We start from the raw sequence: 20,473 nt of genomic DNA, 5'->3' as shown, positions 1-20,473 counted from the left end.
CGGGGTGCGGCCGGTCCCCCGCAGTCAATCGTTTGCGGTCGGTTACGGTCAAGCACAGACATGTTACGTACTGTTACACCTCGGTGGGCGATTCAGCGGGCCGGAATGAGAAACTCGCACCACACGCATTTGCCGCTGCCACGGGATTCCACGCCCCAGACGTCGGCCAGCCGGTCGACCAGCATCAGGCCGCGTCCCGACACTCCCGACTCCCCCGCGTCGCGGCGCCGGGGCAGTGCGCTGGAGCGGTCCTCGACGTCGACGCGCAGCCGTCGCTCGGTTCCGGCGAGCACCCGGATCGTCACGACGGCGCCGCCGTCGGTGTGCATGAGCGCGTTGGTAATCAGTTCGTCGGCCGCGAGTTCGATCTCGTCGGCCCGGTCCTTCGCTCCCCAGGCCCGGACCGCGGCCCGGATCATGTGCCGGGACGAACTCAGCGCCTCGGGGTCGTTCTGGGCGACGTGCTGCTGGAGGCGGCCGCCCGGCTGCGGGGCGTGCGCGGCCCGGCGGCGCAGCAGCAGGACCGCGACGTCGTCCTGGCCGCCGCGCTCGTCGACGGCGTCGCAGAGCTGGTCGGCCAGCTTCTGCAGGCCCTGGGGGCCGTTGGTGACGAGGGCGGTGAGCTGCTGCATGCCTTCGTCGAGGTCGGAGCCCGGCAGCTCGACGAGTCCGTCGGTGAACAGGACCATCGTCTGGCCGGGGTCCAGTTCGACCGTGCCGACCGGGTACTCCAGCCGGCCGAACTCCGCCGAGAGACCGAGCGGCAGCCCGCCCTCGGACGGCAGCCTGCGGCAGCTCCCGTCCACGTCCCGCACCAGCGGGTCGACGTGTCCGGCGCGGACCAGCTGGACGACGCCGGTGGTGAGGTCGACCTCGGCGTAGGTGCAGGTGGCGAAGCGGTCGGTGTCCAGTTCGTGGAGGAAGACGGAGGCGCGCGCCATGACCGTGGCGGGGCTGTGCCCCTCGGCGGCGTACGCGCGCAGGACGATCCTGAGCTGCCCCATGACGGCGGCCGCGTGGGTGTCGTGCCCCTGGACGTCCCCGATGACGGCGCCGACCCGGCCGCCGGGCAGCGGGATCAGGTCGTACCAGTCGCCGCCGATGTCGCGGCCGAGGCGGGCCGAGCGGTAGCGGACGGCGACCTGCGCCCCGGGCACGGCCGGGATCCGGCGCGGCAGCATCGCCTGCTGGAGGCCCTCGGCGAGGTCGTGGTCCTGTTCGTAGAGCATCGCGCGCTGGAGGCTCTGGGCGATCGAGGTGCCGAGCGCCATCAGCAGATTGCGTTCGTCGGCGGTGAAGCCTCCCTTGTCCCGGTAGAGGAGGCCGAGTGCGCCGATCGGGCGGGCCTGGGCGATCAGCGGCATGTAGGCGGCGGAGGTGATCCCGAGGTGGCTGATGTCGGGCCACAGGATCGGGTAGGAGGTGGCGAAGTCGTCGGCGGACTCGATGAAGCGGGGGGTCAGGGTGCGCACCACTTCGCTCATCGGGTACTGCTCGTCCACCCGGGTGTACCGGGTGCCGGGGACGTACGAGCCTTCGGGGCCGTCGGCCACGAGGTGGATGCGGCCGGACTCCAGCAGGCCCATGACGAGGCTGGTGGCTCCGAGGTGGGCGAGCCCCTGGGAGTTCTTGAGTACGGCGATGACGTCCTTGACGGTACGCGCGTGGGCCAGCGCGGCGGTGGTGCCCTCGACCAGGCTGGTGCGCCGGCGACGATCCTCGTCCAGCTCGCGCCGGGCGGTGGAGTCGGCCAGTTCCTGGGTGGCGTCGCGGACGATCCCGATGATGCGGCGCGGGCGGCCGGTGCCGTCCCGGCGGACGAAGCCCTGCGTGTGCGTCCAGCGCAGCGTGCCGTCCCGCCGCTGGATGCGGAAGTAGGCGCCGTAGTTGGTACGCCCGCTCTTCAGGGCCTGCGAGACCATCCCGTCCAGACGCTGGGCCTCGTCCGTCGGCACGCGCGGCGCCAGCGACGCAGGCCGGTCGTCGTACTCGTCCACGGTCAGGTCGAACACGTCGAGGGCGGCCTGGTCCATGTGCATGAGGCCGGTGTCGAGGTCCCAGTCGAAGCTGCCCATACGGTTCAGGGCGAGGCTGAGGTCCGGGTGGGCGGGCCAGTCGTCGGGGAGTGACAGGGCACCCGCTACCCGATCATCCATGTGGGCCACTCTGCCACCATTTATCCGATTCTTCTTGTCCGATTCGTTGATTCGTCGACGGCTGGTACGGGGCCGGGGGCGACGCCGTACGGGCTCCGTCGGCAGGGCACTCAGCCCCTGGCGTCCGGCCGGTCAGCCGGCGAACACGTCGTCGAGGCCCGCTTCCATGGGCTCGTCCGGCTCGGCGGGCGCTTCCGGCTCAAGGGGGCCGTCGGGGCCCGCGGGCTCGTCCGGCTCGGCGGGGAAGACCTGGGTCGGCTCCGGCGCGACGTCCGGGTCGCCCTCCTCCTCGTACTCCCACGGCTCCTCGGGCGGCGTGTCACCGAAGTCGTCGGACGGCTCCGGCGGTCCGGGATCCGTGGGCTCCTCCGGCTCGGAGGGGGCCGGCCCGGTCGGGGCGGTGTCCGGGGGCGCGGATTCGGAGGGGCGGCCCGGCGACGGGAAGAGCAGGTCGGCGTCGGGCTCGAAGGGCGGCGGGTCGTCCGGAGTGCGGTCGCGGCCGCCACTGTCGCCCATGGCCCGCTCGATCCAGGTGTTGTCGTCGGCGTTCACGATGATCAGGCTGGTGGCCGCCTTGACGCCCGGCTCGACGGCCACGATGCGCGCGGGGTCGTAGCCGGGCCAGCGCTCCCCCCGGTGGGCGACCTTTCCGTCAGCGACCACGGGCGGGGCCAGCGGGTTGCCGCAGGCGCAGCGGACGCGGGGCATCCCCCGGCTGTCGACCAGCACGGCGGTGCCCGCCTGGAGCACGGCCTGGAAGCCGGTGGCCGAGCCGGCGCTGTAGCCGTGATTGGTGACCTGGGCGTCGGCGCGCAGGACGACGGGGGTGAGGGACTTCAGGTAGCCCGGGATCTGCACGGCCTCGATGCCGGCCGCGTCGGCGAAGGCGCGCGCCTTGTCCTCGTCGTCGGCCAGGAGGGAGGCCTGCTGTTCGACGTCGCAGGCGGCGACCGACCGGGTGCCGCCGTAGAGCCCCGGTACGGCGCCGGAGACCGGATGGACCGTCCGGGTGGCGGAGGTCGGTTCGGCGTCCGGCGCACCGGTGGGGGACGGGGAGGCCGCCGCCCGCGCCGTGGAAGCGGTGAACGGACCGGGGCCGGGGGACGCGAGCGGCTGGAGGAGGACGTCCTTGACCTCCGCGGTGCCCGTGGTGCCCTTCGCCGTACGGTCGCCGCCGCCTCCGCAGCCGGCGACGGCGAGCAGCACCCCGGCGGACAGCGCGGCGAGCGCCGTACGCCGGATACGTCCTTGTGAGCGCACAGAGCTCTCCTGCCTGTCCCTGGGGAACGGATGGGTGTCACCATCTGTGCCGCACCGAGCGCGGTCCCGCAAGCGGACGGTCGCCCGCACTCCCGTCTTGAACGCGTTCAAGAAACCCTCTACGCTCACTCCCGGAACTTGAACACGTTCAAAGCAGGAAGTTCACAGCAGGACGTTCACAGCAGGACGTTCAAAGCAGGACGTTCAAAGCAGGGGGAAGTCATGTCCGCACTGGTCAACGCCATCGTGATGCTGGGCATGCTCGTCGTCGTGCCGGCGGGGCTGCGGCTGACCGGACAGAAGGAGCTGGAACGGATCCGGCAGCTCTGGCCCCTGTTCGCCGTGCCGGGCGCCGTCGCCCTCTGGCTGCCGCGCGGCCCCGCGGCCACGGCTCTCGCCTGCTGCTACGCGCTGGGAGCCGTCCTGCTCGCCCTGCACGCCCCGCGGCGGGCGGTCCGCGGCCGAGACCTCGACCCGGCGGGGATCGCGCTGCTCACCGCGCTGGTCACCCCGGCCGTCGCCGCGGTCGCCCTGGTCGCCGAACGGTCGGGGCACGAGCTGTTCGGGTTCGACCTCGGCATCCTGGCGCTGACCGTGCCGCACTTCCACTTCGCCGGGTTCGCCGCCGCCCTGATCGCCGGGCTGGTCTGCCGGGTCTCCGACGGCCCGGCGGGCCGCTTCGCCGCGCTGAGCGTGCCGCTGGGCACCCTGCTCGTCCTCGTCGGGTACTTCATCGGCGACTGGGCCGAGCTCGCCGGGGCCCTCGTCCTCACGGCCGGCATGTGGACGGTCGGCCTGCTGACCTGGCGCATGGGGCGCGCCGGCGGCCGGGACCGGGCGACCCGGCTCCTGCTGCTCGCCTCCGCCGCCGTCCTGGTGGCGACGATGCTGCTCGCGCTGAGCTGGGCGCTCGGCGAGGCGACCGGACTGCCCCACCCCACCCTGACCTGGATGGCCGCCACCCATGGCCTGGGCAACGCGCTGGGCTTCGCGCTCTGCTCGCTGCTGGCCTGGCGGCGCATCCGCACCGAAGGACCCGACCGCACCGGAGGCAGGACCGCATGAGCACCCTCACTTACCCGGAGGTCGGCGCGACCCGCCTCGGCCCGCTCCCCCGGGGATACCACCACCTCCACCACCGCACCCGGATCGGCCGGGGCGAAACGGACTTCGCCACCGCCGGAGCGGCGATAACCGAATGGCGGATGCACCGCGCTTCGGGTGCGCGGGTGGAGGCCCCGGGGCGCCGCGCGGAGCCGGGCGGCAACGTCCGGGTCTCCCTCGGCCTCGGGCCGCTGCGCTTCACAGCCCCCTGCGAAGTCATCTGGACGGCGTACGGGGAGGACGGCCGCACCGGCTTCGGTTACGGCACCCTCGCCGGGCATCCGGAGCGCGGGGAGGAGTGCTTCGTGGTGGACCTCGCGGACGACGGCACTGTGTGGTTCACAGTGCTGGCGTTCTCGCGCCCCGCGTCCTGGTACGCCCGGCTCGCCGGACCGCTCGTGCCCCTCGTACAGCACTGGTACGCGCGCAGGCTCGGCCGCACTCTGCGCCGGATCGTCGTGACGAGCTGACCCGCCCGGCCACGACCGGCAGGGCCCCTGGCCGCGCCCTGCCCGATACTGGCAGGGATGGAATGGTTCACCGCGGACGGCTACTGGCTGAGCCGGCTGATCTTCCAGCGGGCTCTGGCCGTGGTCTATCTGGTCGCCTTCCTCTCCGCCGCGCTCCAGTTCCGGGCGCTGATCGGCGAGCGCGGCATGCTGCCCGTCCCCGAGCTGCTGCGGCGCACGCCTTGGCGGGCCGCCCCGGGGCTCTTCCGGCTGCACTACTCGGACCGCTTCTTCGCCGGCGTCGCCTGGAGCGGCTGCGCCGTCTCGGTGGCCCTGATCGCCGGTCTCGACGGGCTGCTGCCGCTGTGGGGCGGCATGCTGCTCTGGGCGCTGCCGTGGGTGCTGTATCTGTCGATCGTCCAGGTGGGGCAGGTCTGGTACGGATTCGGCTGGGAGTCGCTGCTGCTGGAGACGGGGTTCCTGGCGGTCTTTCTCGGCACCGGGGACACGGCCGCGCCGGTGCTGGTGCTGTGGCTGCTGCGGTGGCTGCTCTTCCGGGTCGAGTTCGGCGCGGGGCTGATCAAGATGCGCGGGGACGCGTGCTGGCGGAAGCTGACCTGCCTGGACTACCACCACGAGACACAGCCGATGCCGGGGCCGCTGAGCTGGTTCTTCCACCATCTGCCGGGGCCTGTGCACCGGGTGGAGGCCGCCGCCAACCACCTCACCCAGCTGCTGGTGCCCTTCCTGCTGTTCACCCCGCAGCCGGTGGCGAGCGCGGCGGCCGGCCTGATGGTCCTCACCCAGCTCTGGCTGGTCCTGTCGGGGAACTTCGCCTGGCTGAACTGGCTCACCATCGCGCTGGCGCTCTCCGCGATCGACTGGACTCCCCTGGCCGGGCCGCCACCCGCCCAGGTCGCGCCGCCCCTCTGGTACGAGGTGGTGGTCATCGCGGTGACCACCCTGGTTCTCGTGCTCAGCTACCGCCCGATGCGCAATCTGCTCTCGCGGCGGCAGGCGATGAACCGGTCCTACGATCCTCTGCACCTGGTCAACACCTACGGGGCCTTCGGCTCCATCAGCCGGATGCGGCTGGAGGTCGTGGTGGAGGGCAGCGCCGATCCGGTGGCGCGCGAGGAGGCCGAGTGGCGGGAGTACGGCTTCCGCGGCAAGCCGGGCGATCCACGGAGGCTGCCGCGCCTGTTCGCCCCGTACCATCTGCGGCTCGACTGGATGATGTGGTTCGCGGCACTCTCCCCCGCGTACGCCCGCCCCTGGTTCGGCCCCTTCGCCGAGCGGCTGCTCGACGGCGACCGGGACACGCTCCGGCTGCTCGGGCACAACCCGTTCCCCGACGGACCGCCCCGGCAGGTGCGCGCCCGGGTGTTCCGCTACCGGTTCACCGGGCTCCGGGAGCTGCGGGCCACCGGATGCTGGTGGCACCGCACCTATGTCCGGGAATTCCTGCGGCCCGCCTCCCGGCCGCTGCCGCCGGAGCGGGAGGGCGGGGAGACGGGCCGCGGGACGCGCTGAGCGGTCAGTCGATGCCGGGCAGAATGTGCGGCTCGGCGAGGTCGTCCTCGTATCCGGCGAGCCGGATCGGGGCGGACCTGGCCCAGACCTCGATGTTCCGCAGCTTCTCGGGGCGGCCGGGCCGCCCCGCGTTCCGTTCGGCGGGGCGCATTTCGCGCTCGGTCAGTTCCGGTGTCGTCACCGCGCACTCCTTCGTGTCGCGTCGCACGGGGCGTCGCCGTCGCTCCGGCGGCGATGCCGGGGCGCGACCGCCCCGCGCGGGGCAGGGTTGGGATATGTCGGTCGCGGTGGCGCCGGTTCGGGGCGGAACAGCGGTCGGGTTACCGACCATGTCCCAGGACGGTCGAGGAACCTTCGTGGGCTCCTCGATGACGTCCGTTCGCCTCAGCCTAACCAAATGAGCACCTCCGCGCTCGATAGAACGTGTGCGGTAGGTCACTTTCGGCCACCGGGTACAGCGAAAACCCGGCCCAGGGAACATCCTGGGCCGGGTTCTCGGCCGTCGCGCGGGGCCGACGGGCCGGTTGAGCCGTTCGGGTTACCAGTTGGCGGGGGCGTAGTCCTTGAGGAAGCAGCCGTAGAGGGCCTCGCCGCCCTCACCGCGCACGATCGGGTCGTAGACCCGGGCCGCGCCGTCGACCAGGTCGAGGGGCGCGTGGAAGCCCTCCTCGGCGAGGCGCATCTTGTCCGGGTGCGGGCGCTCGTCGGTGATCCAGCCGGTGTCCACGGCGGTCATCAGGATGCCGTCCTTCTCGAACATCTCCTGGGCGCTGGTGCGCGTCAGCATGTTGAGCGCGGCCTTGGCCATGTTGGTGTGCGGGTGGCCGGCGCCCTTGTAGCCGCGGCTGAAGACGCCCTCCATCGCCGAGACGTTGACTACGTACGCGTGGTTCGCGGCGGTCGCCGCCATCGCCGGGCGCAGCCTGCTGATCAGGATGAACGGCGCGGTGGAGTTGCAGAGCTGGACTTCGAGGAGCTCGATCGGCTCGACGTCCTCGACCGTCTGGACCCAGCTGTTGGTGTCGTGCAGGTCGGGGACGAGGCCGCCCGCGTCGATCGCGGTGCCCGCGGCGATCCGGGCCGGCGAGGCGGAGCCGGTGACCAGGGCGAGGCCCGTGACCTCCTGGGCGCTGAGCCCCTCCTTGCGGGCGGCGGGCAGGGCCGCGACCCGGTCGACGGCGCCGCTGCCGAAGGTGCCGATGACCTCGGCGACGGGCAGTTCGCCCGCGGGCAGCGGGGCCGACTCGGCGTTGACCAGCTCGCTGTAGGCGCCCGGGGAGCGGCGCACGGTCTGGGCCGCGTTGTTGATCAGGATGTCCAGCGGGCCCTCGGCGGCGACCGAGTCGGCCAGCGCGACGACCTGGGCCGGGTCGCGGAGGTCGATGCCGACGATCTTCAGCCGGTGGATCCACTCGGCGCTGTCCTCCATCGCCTTGAAGCGGCGGATCGCGTCGTTGGGGAAGCGGGTGGTGATGGTGGTGTGCGCGCCGTCGCGCAGCAGCCGCAGCGCGATGTACATGCCGATCTTCGCCCGGCCGCCGGTGAGCAGCGCCCGGCGTCCGGTCAGGTCGGTGCGGGCGTCGCGGCGGGAGCGGTTCTCCTTGGCGCACGACTGGCAGAGCTGGTGGTAGAACGCGTCGACCTCGACGTACCGCGTCTTGCAGATGTAGCAGGACCGGGGCCGCTGGAGGATGCCCGCGATCTCGGCCTGGGCGGAGGAGGAGGGCAGCACGCCCTGCGTCTCATCGTCGATGCGCTCGGCCGAGCCGGTCGCCGTGGCCTCGGTGACGGCCCGGTCGTGGGCGGTCTTCGCGGCGCGGCGCTCCTGGCGGCGGCGCTGCTTCACGGTGCGGTAGATCCCGGCGGTGGCGCGGCGGACCGCGATGGCGTCCGGGTGGTCCACCTCGATCCGGTCGAGCTCGTCGAGCACGCTCAGGCAGACGGCCAGCCGCTCCGGGTCGATACCGGGACCGAACTCCTCGATTCCGGGAGCGAGCTCCGGGCTGTCCTCTGTCACCGTCATTGCCGTTCCTCTGTCATCTTCTCGCCGCGGATCGTGGATCACCGCAGGCCGAAACACCCCGCCCAAGTTTGCCATGCGCGGGCCACTGCTCTGTTCGGGAGGCGTACGGGCGGCGTACGAGCGGCCCCGGGCGGAGGGGGCGCTGGAGAGGCCTTCGAAAATAAGCGGAAGAAGGGACGCATGACTTCGCGAGGACCGGGCAGGCGACCGTCCGACACATTGGGCAGCAGGGAGGGCGACACCATGACGGCGATGTCAGCGCGAGCCATCGGAACGACGACGCTGAGCGACAGCGACAGCGACAGCCGGACCGGTGCGCGTACGGCGGACGTCACCACCGGAGAGCTGCCCTGGGTCGAGGACGCCGGAAAGATCGCCCCGCAGGACGCACGGGCCCTGTCGAAGATCTTCTTCGACCGGCTCCAGGTCCTGGAGGAGGGCACCCATGAGCACCAGTACGCGCGCAACACCCTGATCGAGATGAACCTCTCCCTGGTGCGCTTCGCCGCCTCCCGGTTCCGCAACCGGGGCGGCGACGACTCCGAGGACATCATCCAGGTCGGCACGATCGGCCTGATCAAGGCGATCGACCGGTTCGACCTGTCCCGTGAGGTCGAGTTCGCCACCTTCGCCGTGCCCTACATCGTCGGGGAGATCAAGCGCTTCTTCCGCGACACCACCTGGTCGGTGCATGTGCCGCGGCGGCTCCAGGAGCTGCGGGTGGACCTCGCCAAGGCGAAGGAGCAGCTCTCCGCGGAGCTCGACCGCGACCCCACCGTCAAGGAGCTGGCCACCCACCTCGACCTCCCCGAGGAGGAGATCATCGAGGGGCTCGTGGCCGCCAACGGCTACTCGGCCGGTTCGCTCGACACCCCCTCCGCGGACAGCGACTCGGGCCAGGAACAGCGGGCGTACGCCGATGTCCTCGGCGAGGCCGATCCGGGCATGGAGACCGTCGAGAACCTGCACACCCTGGCCCCGCTGCTCGATCAGCTCGACGACCGGGAGCGCCGGATCGTGCAGATGCGCTTCGGTGCGGAGATGACGCAGTCGCAGATCGGCGCGGAGCTCGGCGTGTCCCAGATGCATGTGTCGCGGCTGCTCAGCAGGATCGTCCAGCAGCTGCGCAAGGGGATGAGCGTCGAGGCGTGATCCTGCACGACCCCTCCGGCTTCGGACCGGAATCCAGCCGCCCGCCCTTCCCGGCGGGCGGCTTCGTGCTGTCCGAACGACAGCCGGTCCACCGAGGAGTCCGTCGCTCGCATATGCTTCCTGACGATCAGGCCGGACGCACCGTGCCGTCGCACGAAGGGGTGGAGGCTTGACCGAGTCGCCCGTGGGCACATCTCCGATCCCTGTGGGCATCCCCGGCATCCCCACCCAGCAGGTTGGCATCCCCCACCACCCCGAGGCCCCGCTGTGGAGTCTGAACGCGTCGATCCTGCTCGTGGAGGACGACGCGGGTGACGCGCTGCTCGTCGAGGAGATGCTCACCGACAGCGAGCTGGATTCCGCCCTCACCTGGTGCAAGACCCTGGCCGAGGCGCGCGCCTTCCTGGCCGCGGCCACCACCCCGGTGTGCGTGCTCCTGGACCTGCACCTCCCCGACGTGCACGGCCTGGACGCCGTGCGCCAGATACTGGAGTCCGACAGCGACGCCGCGATCGTCGTCCTCACCGGCCTGGAGGAGTCCGGCACCGGGCTCCGCGCGGTCGCCGGTGGTGCCCAGGACTACCTGGTCAAGGGCCGCCTGGGCCCGGAGGTGCTCGCGCGCGCGGTCCGCTACGCCCTGCAGCGCAAGGAAGTGGAACGGGCCGCCGCCGCGCTGCGCGCCAACCGGCTGATCGCCCAGGAGAACGCCCGGCTGGAGCGCGGGCTGCTGCCCGTCCCCCTGCTGCGGGACGACCGCTTCCGGGCGCGCGCCCGCTACGAGCCGGGGCGGGTCCACGGGCTGCTGAGCGGTGACTTCTACGACGTCGTGCAGACCTCCGACGGCACGGTCCACGCGGTGATCGGCGATGTCTCCGGGCACGGGGCCGCCGAGGCCGCGCTCGGCGTGTGTCTGCGGGTGGCGTGGCGTACCGCCGTGCTCTGCGGTACGTCCCACCCCGAGCAGATAGCCCTGCTGGAGGAGATCCTGGTCGCCGAACGCTCGGACTCGCACGTCTTCGCCACCGTCACCTCGCTGGCGTTCCCGCCCGGGCAGCGACACGCGCAGGTCCTGCGGGCCGGTCACCCCGGCCTGCTGCTGCGCGAGGGCACGGACGTGAGCTGGGTCGAGCCCGAGGGCGGCATGGCGCTCGGGCTGCTGCCCGGGGCCGGCCGCTGGCCGACGGTCGACATCCCGCTGGCGCCCGGTGCGGGTCTCGTACTCTTCACGGACGGGCTCTTCGAGGGGCGCGACGGCCCCGACAGCCGCCTCGGCGAGGAAGGGCTGCTCGCGATGGCACGGGCCAACGGGCACCTTCCGGCGCGCTCGTTCGTCGACGCCCTGGTCGCGGGGGCAGCGGAGGGGGCCGCCCCGTACGGCGGCCTCGCGGACGATGTGGCCGTTCTGCATCTGGGCTGGGGATCGGAATCCGATGAGCGGTGACATGACGAAGAAACCTGCGCCGGACGGCCTGGCCGCGCGGCTGTCGGTGCAGAACTGGGTCCATCTCATACTCGGCGGATTCATCGTGGTGGTCTGCGCCTGTCTGGTGATCGGCGGGATCGTGATGGCCCGGATCTCCGATCGCACGACCGAGCTGGTGGACCGCATCCAGCCCGCCAGATCCGCGTCGTTCCAGCTCCAGAACTCCCTCCTCGACCAGGAGACCGGGATCAGGGGGTTCGCGCTGACGGGGGACGACTCCTTCCTCGAACCGTACGAGGCGGGGAAGGCCGCCGAGCAGGAGCGCGCCGCACAGGTCCGGCGTCTGGTGGGCCCCGGCAGCCGGTACGCCGACGACCTCGACGCCATCTCCTCAGCCGCCGAGAAGTGGCGGCGGAGCAAGGCCGAGCCGCTGATCGCGACGGTCCGGGAGCGGGGGCCGAGCGAGGCCGCCACCTCCGCCCAGTTGCAGCGCAGCAAGGCGGACTTCGACCAGCTGCGGCAGGCGTACGGCGCCCAGCAGGGGCATCTCGCCGAAGCCCGCGACCAGGCGCGTACCGACCTCGGCACGGCACGCACCACCCGCGACCGGGTGGGGATCGCGCTGGTCACCGTCTTCGTGCTGACCGTCGCGGCGCTGAGCCTGCTGCTCCACCGGGTGGTGGGCGTCCCGCTCAACCGGCTGCGCGCCGCCTCGGACCGCGTCAGGTCGGGGTCCTTCGGAACGCGGATCGAGATCAAGGGGCCGTCCGACGTGCAGGCCGTGGCCTGGGCCGTGGAGGACATGCGGCGGCGGCTGGCCGACGAGCTGGCCGAGGCGCAGAGCCGCGAGGCCCTGCTCGCGGAGCAGACGGAGGAGCTGCGGCGTTCCAATTCGGAGCTGGAGCAGTTCGCGTACGTCGCCTCGCACGACCTCCAGGAGCCGCTGCGCAAGGTCGCGTCCTTCTGCCAGCTCCTGGAGAAGCGGTACGGCAAGGAGCTCGACGAGCGGGGCAAGCAGTACATCGCCTTCGCGGTGGACGGCGCCAAGCGGATGCAGGTCCTCATCAACGACCTCCTGACGTTCTCGCGGGTGGGCCGGGTGCAGGAGAGCTGGAAACCGGTCGATCTGGACCGGGCCCTGGACCGCGCCCTGGCCAATCTGACCCTCGCGGTCGAGGAGTCGGGGACGGTGGTCGAACGGCCGGAGTCCCTGCCCGAACTGCTCGGGGACGCGACCGCCCTCACCATGGTCTGGCAGAACCTCGTCGGCAACGCGGTGAAGTTCCGCCGGGAGGACGTCCCGTGCCGGATCTCGGTCGCCTGCGTACGCGAGGACGAGAACTGGCACCTGATGGTGTCGGACAACGGGATCGGGATCGCGCCCGAGTTCGCGGACAAGGTGTTCGTCATCTTCCAGCGGCTGCACGCCCGTGACGAGTACGAGGGCACCGGCATCGGCCTCGCGCTCTGCCGGAAGATCATCGAGTTCCACGGTGGCCGGATCTGGCTGGAGCCCGAACCGGGCGAAGGCACCCGCATCCACTTCACCCTGCCCGTGGCGCCCGATGCGCCCACGCACACCACGGCGGAGCTGCTCGCTCCCGCCCTGCTCACCAGCCAGCCGGGAGATCCTTCGTGAACACCCCTGTCCAGCCCATCGAGGTCCTGCTCGTCGAGGACGACCCCGGCGACGAGCTGATGACCCGTGAGGCCTTCGAGGACAACAAGATCCGCAACACCCTGCACGTGGTGCGCGACGGACAGGAGGCGCTGGACTTCCTCTACCGGCGCGGCGAGTACACCGAGGCCCCCCGCCCGGACCTGGTACTGCTGGACCTGAACCTGCCCAAGTACGACGGCCGGCAGGTGCTGGAACAGATCAAGGGCGACCCCGAACTGTCCCTCATCCCCGTGGTCGTGCTCACCACGTCCTCCGCCGAGGAGGACATCCTGCGCAGCTACAAGCTCCACGCCAACGCGTACGTGACCAAGCCGGTGGACCTCGACCAGTTCATCGCCGCGGTGCGCCAGATCGACGAGTTCTTCGTGACCGTGGTGCGGCTGCCCGGACGTGCGTAGGATCGGTCCGGATCTCCTGGAGTGGGATCGTTCGCCAGGGGTAGACGAATGGCGGAAAAGGTCTCCGACCTCACTGCGGCGCCCTGGCTGGAGCACATGAACGAACAGGTCACCTCCCCACCGGAAGACCCGGGTCAGGGGCTGGCTTCCGCCGAGGTACTGCACAGCGCCGAGGTCTTCGACGGCGAGCCGGGCTGCATCGCGCTGGCCCGTGCGCTCGCCGACCGCTTCCTGACGCGACTCGCGGTGGAGTGCCTCGCCCCGATCGGCGAGCACACACGTAGCGACCTGATGCTGGCCGTGAGCGAGCTGGTCACCAACGCCGACCGCTACAGCCACGGCCCCTATCTCCTGGAGCTGGAGGGCAACGCGCAGCTCATCAGCGTCACGGTGTACGACAGCAGCACCGCGATGCCCGTGCTGTACGCCCCCGACCCGTCCCGCCTCGGCGGTCACGGCATGGAGATCGTGGTGGCCCTGTGCGACCGGCTCACGGCCGAGCGGGTGCCGGTGGGCAAGCGGATCCGGGCGGAGTTCCAGCTCAGCACCTGAGCCCGGCCGGCGTCCCTCAGGCGTCGAGCACGGCGGTGGCCTCGACCTCCACCAGGTGTTCGGGGGTGTCCAGGGCCGCGACGCCCACCAGGGTGCCGGGCGCTCGGGGGGTGGTGCCCAGTCTCGCGGCGGCCCGGTCCACGCCCTCCAGGAACGCGGGCATCTTCTCGGGCGTCCAGTCCACGACGTACACGGTCAGCTTCGCCACGTCGTCGAAGGTGCCGCCGACCGCGGCGAGGGCCGTGCCGATGTTCACGTAACACTGCTCGACCTGCGCGGCGAGGTCACCCTCGCCCACGGTGGCGCCCTCCGCGTCCCAGGCGACCTGCCCGGCGACGAAGACCAGCTTCGATCCGGTCGCGACCGACACCTGCCGGTAGGCGCCGATCTCCGGCAGTCCGCTCGGGTTCACCAGGGTGATGGCCATGCTGCCCGCCTCCTCGTCCTGGGGGCCGTGCCCCCTCTTGCCACCGGACCGGCCGATTCCCGGTCACTTGTGGTTACTCGGGAACCGTAGGAGAGTCGCCGCTGACATGGAAGAACGCACTTTTCGGTGACGGGGGAACCTGATGGTGACCAAGCAGTTCAGCGGCTCGTCCGAGGACGCGGATCTGCGGCGCGCGGACTCGCTGGCGCGGGAGATCTTCTCCGACGTCGCCAACAAGTGGGCGCTCCTGATCATCGAGGCCCTGGGCGAGGGCACCCTCCGCTTCACCGAGCTACGGGGCGAGGTCGAGGGCATCAGCCACAAGATGCTCACCCAGAACCTGCGGATGCTGGAGCGCTACGGACTGGTCGAGCGGTGCGTGCACCCCACCGTGCCCCCGCGGGTCGAGTACACCCTGACCGAGCCGGGGCAGGGCCTGCGCCGGACGGTCCATGTGATGTGCGACTGGACCCATGAGCACATCGGCCACATCGAGGCCTCCCGCCGCGCCTTCGACACGGCTTAGGCCTCGCCCTGGTCCTCCGACCGGCCGAACCAGTCCAGGCACAGCACCAGCGCGTCGTCGAGCGTCTCCGTGCCCCGGTACTCCGCCAGTTCGCCGAGCATCGCGCGCGGGACGGTGGCGGCCGGAAGCAGCCGGGTCGACTGGATGGCGCGGGCCAGCGCGCGCTCCCCGTATGCCTCGCCGAGCGGGGACACCGCCTCGTAGACGCCGTCGCTGAGCAGCAGCAGCCGGTCGCCGGGCTCCACGCGGAACTCCTGGACCGTGTACTGCGACTCCTCGAACATGCCGAGCGGCAGCTGCGCCTCCAGCTCGATGCGGCGCACCTCCCGGCCGCGCTGCATCCACAGCTGCGGCGATCCCGCGTCGACGACGCCGACCCGTCCGGTCGCCAGCTCGAAGCGGAGCAGCAGGGTGGAGACGTGGGAGGCGCCGCGGTGCTGGTCGTAGAGGGCCTGGTCGGCGAGGGCCGCCTGGTCCGCGATGCCGATGCCGGCCCGGCGGGCGTTGCGCAGGGCGTTGACGGCGAGATTGGTGAGGAGGGAGGCCTGTATGCCCTCGCCCATGCCGTTGGTCACCGCGAGGGTCAGCTCGTCGGCGTCGGCGGCCCAGTCGAAGTTGTCGCCGTGGATGGCGTACGCGGGCTCCAGCTGGGCCCCGATCGCGAACTCGGCGGCGGTGCAGGCGCGGGCGGGCAGCAGCTGCCACTGCATCTCGGCGGCGAGGGTGAGACGGGTGGTGCGCCGGGCGCGCTGGTACAGGTCGGTGTCCCGTTCGGCGACGAGGATCTCGTGGCCCAGCAGGTCCGCCACGTGGGTCAGCTCGCCGACCAGCTCCGGGGTGGACAGGGCCTGGGGCAGCCGGACGGTGAGGATGCCGAGCCGTTCGCCCCGTACGGTCACGGGCAGGTGGTGGTCGACGGCATCGTCGTGCCGGACCTGCTGTTCGCCGGGCTCCTGGCTGCCGAACGCCCGGCCCTCGGGGCTGTTGTGGAGGGACAGCGGCTCGTTCTCGTCGTCGGGCCGGTCCAGGGATTTGAGGACCCGCAGACCGTAGTCGGCGAGGTGGAGCTCGACCGCGAGGGCCCCGTAGGCACTGCTGAGCTTGGTGCGCAGGGTGGCCAGCAGGGCGTGCGGCGCTGCGGCCCGTACGGCGGCCTCGATGTCCGTTCTTCTGTTCACGGTCTCTCGCGCAATCTTCGTCCTGCGACGTGGTAGGGGGCGGGGCCGGGCTGACAAGCAGGCCTGACGGGTGACACAGTGGCTGAATGCCCATCCGAGGATTCCGCCCGAGCAGTCGCGAACAGGCGTCCGCCGACGCCGTCGCGGCCTCGGAGCTGTTGGAGGTGCTGTGGGGCCGGGGCCAGGAATCCGCCGCCTCGGGGACGGTATCGCCCTCCCAGCTTCGGGCCCTGCTCGTGATCGAGAAGCACGAGGGCACCAATCTTCGGGCGTTGGGTGAGGCCCTGGGCTCGCGTGCCCCCTCCGTCAGCAGGCTCTGCGACCGGATGGAGGCGATGGGGCTGGTCCAGCGGGCGCCCAGCCCGACCAGTCGTCGCGAAGTGGAACTGCGGCTGAGTCTGCGTGGTCGCACCCTTCTGGAAGAGTACCGGGCCCTGCGCGCCGGCGAACTGAACGCCGTGCTGGAGCGGATGGATCCCGCCGCCCTCGCCGCCCTCGCCGAGGGCCTCGCGGCCTTCCACTCCGCCGCTTCGGAGCGCCTTTCTCCACAAAGGGATACGGCCGCCTCCCCGCTCCGCGATGATGTCGCGGACAGCGCCTAGCTCCATCCAGCCCCTGCTTCCGCATCCATCGGCTCTCCGCTTTCGACAGACCGGCCGAGCGGCCGTCGGGGATCAGATTGTTACCCGATGGAGAATGTTGTCAAATGGCAACTGTTACTTCTATCGTTACCCCGTACCCCGCCCCGACCAGGGACGGAACCATGCCGGCCCGTCCGGCGACACGGCTCTCCGCCCCTTCCGATCCGCCCGATCCGCCCGAGGTGCCTTCCGTGCTTTCATCGCCCAACGAAGACAGAGCCGTCAGAATCACCACCCGGCAGGAACGGGACGCTTTGGTCCTCGCCGTGTCGGGTGACCTCGATATCGACAGCGTCGCACCGTTGGGCCTCGCCCTGACCTCGGCGGCCGACGACGGCTCCGGCCCGGTCGTCGTGGACCTCTCCGGCGTCGGCTTCGCGGACTCGACGACGGTGAATGTGCTCCTCCGGGGACACACCGCGCTGGGCGACCGGCTGCGGCTGGCCGCCCCGTCCCCGTTCATGCGCCGCCTGATCGAGACGATCGGCCTCGACAGCGCCCTGCCCGTCCTGCCGTCGGTGGACGCCGCCATCGACGCCGCACTGCCTTCCTGAACGGTCCCCGGTCCCGGTCCGGGGGCTGAGGGACGGCTACCGCCCCTCAGCCCGCTGCCTGGGCGCCCGGTCGAACACGCAGTCCCCGCACAGCCCGCCGCCCGGGCAGCGCCAGTACAGGCAGCAGCTGCGCCGCCGGAACGCCGGACCATGCGGGGCCCCGGTGTGGCGCAGCGCCTCGTCGTCGAAGAGCTCGGCCGCCAGCGCGCGGGCCCGTGCGGCCACGTCCGGCCGGTCGTGGGCCCGCGCGAAGGCGACGAGTTCGCGCACGGCTCCGGCGAGCGCGGATCCCGCGTTGCCCCGCAGCAGCTGCGGGGAGATGGTGCCGTCGCGTCGGAACGCCTCGGACAGCGGGTCCAGATGCCCGTACTGGACCTCCTCGCGGATCCGGGCAGCCGTACCGGGCAGCTCGGCCGTCCCCGCGAGCCACAGGTCGTCCGGCGAGCCGGCCGACGGGTCCCAGTGGAGGGTGTCGGGCGCCAGTGCGGGGATCCGCCCGAAGAGCGCGGCCGGGCCCAGGGCGAGGGACCAGAGCCGGGCGGCAAGCCCGAGATGGGCGATGGAGGCGGCGACCCGGCGCTCGGGTGGCGCGAGGCGTGCCGCGACCTTGTCGACACGCGCGGCGAGCGGGCCGCCGTCCCCCGCGTACAACTCCTCCAGCGGACGGTGCCCACCACCCGGCACCGGAGTGGTCCGCAGCGCGAAGAATCCCCCGACCGACGCCAGTAGCACCAGGTCCATGCCCTGTTCCCCCTCGGTTCCCGGCCCGACTCCGGCCCGCTCCCGTGACCTGCCGTACGGCCACCGACGGTGCCACCCTCGCGGCTCACCGTATCCGCCGGGCGATAACTTCTGACGCCTGGGGACGAGAGGACTACCGTCGGGAGGAGGACGTCGGTGCGTCGGGCGTACTACTGGGGCAGTAGGCCGAAGTGCAGTCTCAAGGACGACGACGTGGGGCCCCGGACGGGACATCGTGGTGTACATGAGTTCCCTTGCGTTGTCCGTGCTGCTGTCACTGGTCTCCGCGGTCGCCTACGCGGCCGGGGCGATCATCCAGGAGCGCGTGGCCGCGACCGGTGACAACGCGTGGCGTGGCCTGCTGCGCAACGGCGTGTGGTGGGCCGCCGTCCTCCTCAACGGGGCCGGTGCGGTCCTGCATGTGGTGGCGCTCGCGTACGGTCCGCTCAGCCTGGTCCAGCCGCTCGGCGCGCTGACGATCGTCTTCGCCCTGCCGATGGCGGCCCTGTTCGTCGGGCGGAGGGCGGGGGCGACGGCCTGGCGCGGCGCCCTGATGGCGACGGCCGGGCTCGGCGGACTGCTGGCGCTCACGGGGAACGCCGAGCCGCACACCTTGAACGGTCCCGAGCAGGCGCTGCTGGCCTCGGTGACGTTCGGGGCCGTCGGCGCGCTCGTCGTGCTCGCCCGTACGCTGCGCCGGCCGGTCCTGCGCAGCATCGTCCTGGCCACGGGCGCGGGCGCGGCGTTCGGCATGGCCTCGGTGTTCACCAAGACCGTGGCGGTGGAGTGGACGTCCGGTTCGTTGCGCTCGGGCGTACTGCCGCTGCTGGTGATCGCCGGGCTCGCGGCGGCGGGCCTGTTCCTCTCCCAGGCCGCCTACCGGGGCGCGGGGCTCACCGCTCCGCTCGCGACGGTGACGGTGGTCAACCCCGTGGTGGCCGCTGCGATCGGCCTCACGCTGTTCGGTGAGCACTTCCGTCTCGGCGTCCCGGGCACCGTCCTGGCCCTCTCCTGCGGGGCTCTGGCCGCCGGCGGCCTGATCATGCTGACGCGGGAGCGGCTGCGCACGGAGCACGCCGAGGAGCCGTCCAGGGACGGTGGGGAGGAGGCTCCCCCCTCGCCGTCACCGGTCGTGCCGGAACCGGCGTCGGGGCGGCTGCCCGTGACACAGCTGCCGTCGCCCCTGCCGCCGGGGCAGGCGGTGCCGCAGCTGGAGTTCGGCACGCCGGGTCCGCTGGCGAAGCAGCGGCGGCGCGGTGGAGCCACCCTGCGTCGCCCCCGCTCCGACCGGACGGTTCAGACCCTGACGCCGCCTGCCCGGAGGTAGGCGAGCGGATCGACGTCCGAGCCGTAGCCGGGGCCCGTGCGGATCTCGAAGTGCAGGTGCGGGCCTGTGCTGTTGCCCGTGGAGCCGGAGCGGGCGATGCGCTGCCCACCGGAGACCGACTGCCCCGCGCGCACGTGGAGCGCGGAGAGATGGGCGTACTGGCTGTACTTGCCGTCGCTGTGACGGATGACGACCTCGTAGCCGTACGCTCCGGCCCAGCCGGCCGAGACGACACGGCCCGGAGCCACCGACTTCACCGATGTCCCGGTAGGCACGGGGAAGTCCACGCCTGTGTGATAGCCGCTGGACCAGCCACCGGCCTGCCGGTACGGAGTGCCGGTGCCGGCGGAGACCGGGGCGCTGAAACCGGAGTGCTTCACGGCACGCTCCGGAGCGGGACGCTCCTTCTTCGGCGCTTCCTTCTTGGGCGCTTCCTTCTTGGGCGCTTGCTGCTTCGGGGCCGTCTTCTCGGGGGCCCGCTGTTTCGGGGCTTCCTTCTTGGGCGCGGCCTGCGCGGGAGCTTCCTTCTTGGGTTCGGCCTTGCGCTGATCCGCCTTCTTCGCCTCCGGCGTCGCCGCCGGGGGCTTCGGGGCGGTCTTCCGCGCGGGCTGTCCGGAGCTCTTGTCCTCCCCCGCCTTCGGCGCCCGGCTCTGGTCGAGGCTCAGCCGCTGCCCGGGGAAGATCAGGTCCGGGTCGTCCCCGACGACGGTGCGGTTGGCCGCGTAGAGGCCCTGCCAGCCGCCGCGCACCCGCTGGGCGGACGCGATCCCGGAGAGGGAGTCGCCGCTCGCGACGGTGTACGAGTCGCGTTTGCCCGGCACATGGGTGGGCGTCGTCTCGGCGGGGAGGGTCCGCGGCTGCCGGGGCGGCGCGCTCCGCGGCGCCGCGGCCCGGACCGTCCGGCTTCCCGCGCTCTGCGTGTCGGTCCCCGACTCCGGGGCGGCCCCGGGCGCGTCCCCGCCCCGGGTGAGCCCCGCCGGCACGGAGCAGGTGGGCCAGGCGCCGGGGCCCTGACCGTCCAGGACCTTCTCGGCGATGGCGATCTGCTGGTCCCGGGTGGCCAGGTCGGCGCGCGGCGCGTACTGCGTGCCGCCGTAGGCGGCCCAGGTGGAGCCGCTGAACTGGAGACCGCCGTAGTAGCCGTTGCCCGTGTTGACGGCCCAATCGCCGCTGGACTCGCAGGCGGCGACCTTCTCCCAGACCTCGACCGGTGCGGCCCCCGCCGACGCCGCGGTGATGAGCGGAAGCGCGATGCCCGCGCCGCTCGCCGTCACCGTGAGCGAGGCACGGTTGATCCGGCTCGGCTGGTATCTGCGGTGCCGTCCGTTCGCGGCCATACGTGGCTCCC

General features: G+C 72.0%; 20 protein-coding genes. 12 read left to right on the top strand and 8 right to left on the bottom strand.

All coding sequences use genetic code 11. The features are described 5' to 3' along the window. Positions 1 to 92 precede the first annotated feature (92 nt). A complete protein-coding gene (locus ACIQRW_RS02170; RefSeq protein WP_403753103.1) occupies positions 93 to 2,156 on the bottom strand; it encodes a SpoIIE family protein phosphatase in 2,064 nt (687 codons plus the stop codon). 132 nt (positions 2,157 to 2,288) lie between these two features. Beyond that, positions 2,289 to 3,416: a DUF6777 domain-containing protein gene (locus ACIQRW_RS02165; protein ID WP_403753100.1), complete on the bottom strand. Its 1,128-nt coding sequence runs from the start codon at positions 3,414 to 3,416 to the stop codon at positions 2,289 to 2,291. A 222-nt stretch (positions 3,417 to 3,638) separates the two neighbouring features. Between ACIQRW_RS02165 and ACIQRW_RS02160 the strand changes: the two genes are divergently transcribed. From ACIQRW_RS02160 to ACIQRW_RS02150, 3 genes are read left to right on the top strand one after another with little or no spacing between them, the layout of a single operon-like run. Beyond that, positions 3,639 to 4,481: a YndJ family protein gene (locus ACIQRW_RS02160; protein WP_403753097.1), complete on the top strand. Its 843-nt coding sequence runs from the start codon at positions 3,639 to 3,641 to the stop codon at positions 4,479 to 4,481. After that, positions 4,478 to 4,990: a DUF1990 family protein gene (locus ACIQRW_RS02155; protein ID WP_403753094.1), complete on the top strand. Its 513-nt coding sequence runs from the start codon at positions 4,478 to 4,480 to the stop codon at positions 4,988 to 4,990. Before ACIQRW_RS02160 ends, ACIQRW_RS02155 begins: the two co-directional genes overlap by 4 nt. Positions 4,991 to 5,047: 57 nt before the next feature. Then, entirely contained in the window at positions 5,048 to 6,502 is a 1,455-nt protein-coding gene (locus ACIQRW_RS02150; protein ID WP_403753091.1) for a lipase maturation factor family protein, read from the top strand. A gap of 4 nt (positions 6,503 to 6,506) precedes the next feature. Here the strand turns inward: ACIQRW_RS02150 and ACIQRW_RS02145 are convergent, their stop codons facing one another. Further along, a complete protein-coding gene (locus tag ACIQRW_RS02145; RefSeq protein WP_164610478.1) occupies positions 6,507 to 6,683 on the bottom strand; it encodes a hypothetical protein in 177 nt (58 codons plus the stop codon). A 357-nt stretch (positions 6,684 to 7,040) separates the two neighbouring features. Beyond that, a complete protein-coding gene (locus ACIQRW_RS02140; RefSeq protein ID WP_403753088.1) occupies positions 7,041 to 8,525 on the bottom strand; it encodes an SDR family NAD(P)-dependent oxidoreductase in 1,485 nt (494 codons plus the stop codon). A 243-nt stretch (positions 8,526 to 8,768) separates the two neighbouring features. Here ACIQRW_RS02140 and ACIQRW_RS02135 point away from each other — a divergent pair, with 243 nt between their 5' ends. The 5 genes from ACIQRW_RS02135 to ACIQRW_RS02115 all read left to right on the top strand — a co-directional run bounded on the left by ACIQRW_RS02135 (position 8,769) and on the right by ACIQRW_RS02115 (position 13,731). After that, positions 8,769 to 9,677 carry an RNA polymerase sigma factor SigF gene (locus tag ACIQRW_RS02135; RefSeq protein WP_403753086.1) on the top strand — a complete coding sequence of 303 codons (909 nt, stop codon included), beginning with the start codon at positions 8,769 to 8,771 and terminating at the stop codon, positions 9,675 to 9,677. Between the two features lie 205 nt (positions 9,678 to 9,882). Further along, positions 9,883 to 11,118, top strand: coding sequence for a PP2C family protein-serine/threonine phosphatase (locus ACIQRW_RS02130; RefSeq protein ID WP_403753475.1), 1,236 nt, complete (start codon positions 9,883 to 9,885; stop codon positions 11,116 to 11,118). Position 11,119: 1 nt separating this feature from the next. After that, positions 11,120 to 12,739, top strand: a complete 1,620-nt coding sequence (locus tag ACIQRW_RS02125; protein WP_403753083.1) for a CHASE3 domain-containing protein — start codon at positions 11,120 to 11,122, stop codon at positions 12,737 to 12,739. Further along, the gene (locus tag ACIQRW_RS02120) at positions 12,736 to 13,179 is read left to right on the top strand and encodes a response regulator (protein WP_030089012.1); all 444 of its coding nucleotides are present in this window, start codon (positions 12,736 to 12,738) and stop codon (positions 13,177 to 13,179) included. Before ACIQRW_RS02125 ends, ACIQRW_RS02120 begins: the two co-directional genes overlap by 4 nt. Before the next feature lie 96 nt (positions 13,180 to 13,275). Then, the gene (locus tag ACIQRW_RS02115; RefSeq protein WP_403753473.1) at positions 13,276 to 13,731 is read left to right on the top strand and encodes an ATP-binding protein; all 456 of its coding nucleotides are present in this window, start codon (positions 13,276 to 13,278) and stop codon (positions 13,729 to 13,731) included. Between the two features lie 16 nt (positions 13,732 to 13,747). Here the strand turns inward: ACIQRW_RS02115 and ACIQRW_RS02110 are convergent, their stop codons facing one another. Next, complete coding sequence (locus ACIQRW_RS02110; protein WP_403753080.1) at positions 13,748 to 14,158, bottom strand: RidA family protein; 411 nt, start codon at positions 14,156 to 14,158, stop codon at positions 13,748 to 13,750. Positions 14,159 to 14,300: 142 nt separating this feature from the next. Here ACIQRW_RS02110 and ACIQRW_RS02105 point away from each other — a divergent pair, with 142 nt between their 5' ends. Beyond that, positions 14,301 to 14,684 carry a winged helix-turn-helix transcriptional regulator gene (locus tag ACIQRW_RS02105; protein ID WP_403753077.1) on the top strand — a complete coding sequence of 128 codons (384 nt, stop codon included), beginning with the start codon at positions 14,301 to 14,303 and terminating at the stop codon, positions 14,682 to 14,684. Here ACIQRW_RS02105 and ACIQRW_RS02100 read toward each other — a convergent pair. Beyond that, a complete protein-coding gene (locus tag ACIQRW_RS02100; protein WP_403753074.1) occupies positions 14,681 to 15,862 on the bottom strand; it encodes a PP2C family protein-serine/threonine phosphatase in 1,182 nt (393 codons plus the stop codon). The two genes, ACIQRW_RS02105 and ACIQRW_RS02100, sit on opposite strands and share 4 nt — an antisense overlap. Positions 15,863 to 15,948: 86 nt before the next feature. Between ACIQRW_RS02100 and ACIQRW_RS02095 the strand changes: the two genes are divergently transcribed. Together ACIQRW_RS02095 and ACIQRW_RS02090 are read left to right on the top strand one after the other, a co-directional pair. Further along, positions 15,949 to 16,464, top strand: a complete 516-nt coding sequence (locus ACIQRW_RS02095) for a MarR family winged helix-turn-helix transcriptional regulator (RefSeq protein WP_403753071.1) — start codon at positions 15,949 to 15,951, stop codon at positions 16,462 to 16,464. A 230-nt stretch (positions 16,465 to 16,694) separates the two neighbouring features. Then, positions 16,695 to 17,057 carry an STAS domain-containing protein gene (locus ACIQRW_RS02090; RefSeq protein WP_403753068.1) on the top strand — a complete coding sequence of 121 codons (363 nt, stop codon included), beginning with the start codon at positions 16,695 to 16,697 and terminating at the stop codon, positions 17,055 to 17,057. A gap of 36 nt (positions 17,058 to 17,093) precedes the next feature. Here ACIQRW_RS02090 and ACIQRW_RS02085 read toward each other — a convergent pair whose 3' ends face one another. Beyond that, the gene (locus ACIQRW_RS02085) at positions 17,094 to 17,798 is read right to left on the bottom strand and encodes a (2Fe-2S)-binding protein (RefSeq protein WP_403753065.1); all 705 of its coding nucleotides are present in this window, start codon (positions 17,796 to 17,798) and stop codon (positions 17,094 to 17,096) included. A 244-nt stretch (positions 17,799 to 18,042) separates the two neighbouring features. Between ACIQRW_RS02085 and ACIQRW_RS02080 the strand changes: the two genes are divergently transcribed. Beyond that, a complete protein-coding gene (locus ACIQRW_RS02080) occupies positions 18,043 to 19,125 on the top strand; it encodes a DMT family transporter (protein WP_403753062.1) in 1,083 nt (360 codons plus the stop codon). Here ACIQRW_RS02080 and ACIQRW_RS02075 read toward each other — a convergent pair. After that, the gene (locus ACIQRW_RS02075; RefSeq protein WP_403753059.1) at positions 19,095 to 20,462 is read right to left on the bottom strand and encodes a transglycosylase family protein; all 1,368 of its coding nucleotides are present in this window, start codon (positions 20,460 to 20,462) and stop codon (positions 19,095 to 19,097) included. The genes ACIQRW_RS02080 and ACIQRW_RS02075 overlap by 31 nt on opposite strands. Positions 20,463 to 20,473: the final 11 nt, after the last annotated feature.

Source organism: Streptomyces sp. NPDC091287 (genome assembly GCF_044768525.1).
GTDB lineage: Bacteria > Actinomycetota > Actinomycetes > Streptomycetales > Streptomycetaceae > Streptomyces.
The sequence above is the reverse complement of the archived record's forward strand: the minus strand, read 5'-3'. Positions and strand labels throughout refer to the sequence as shown.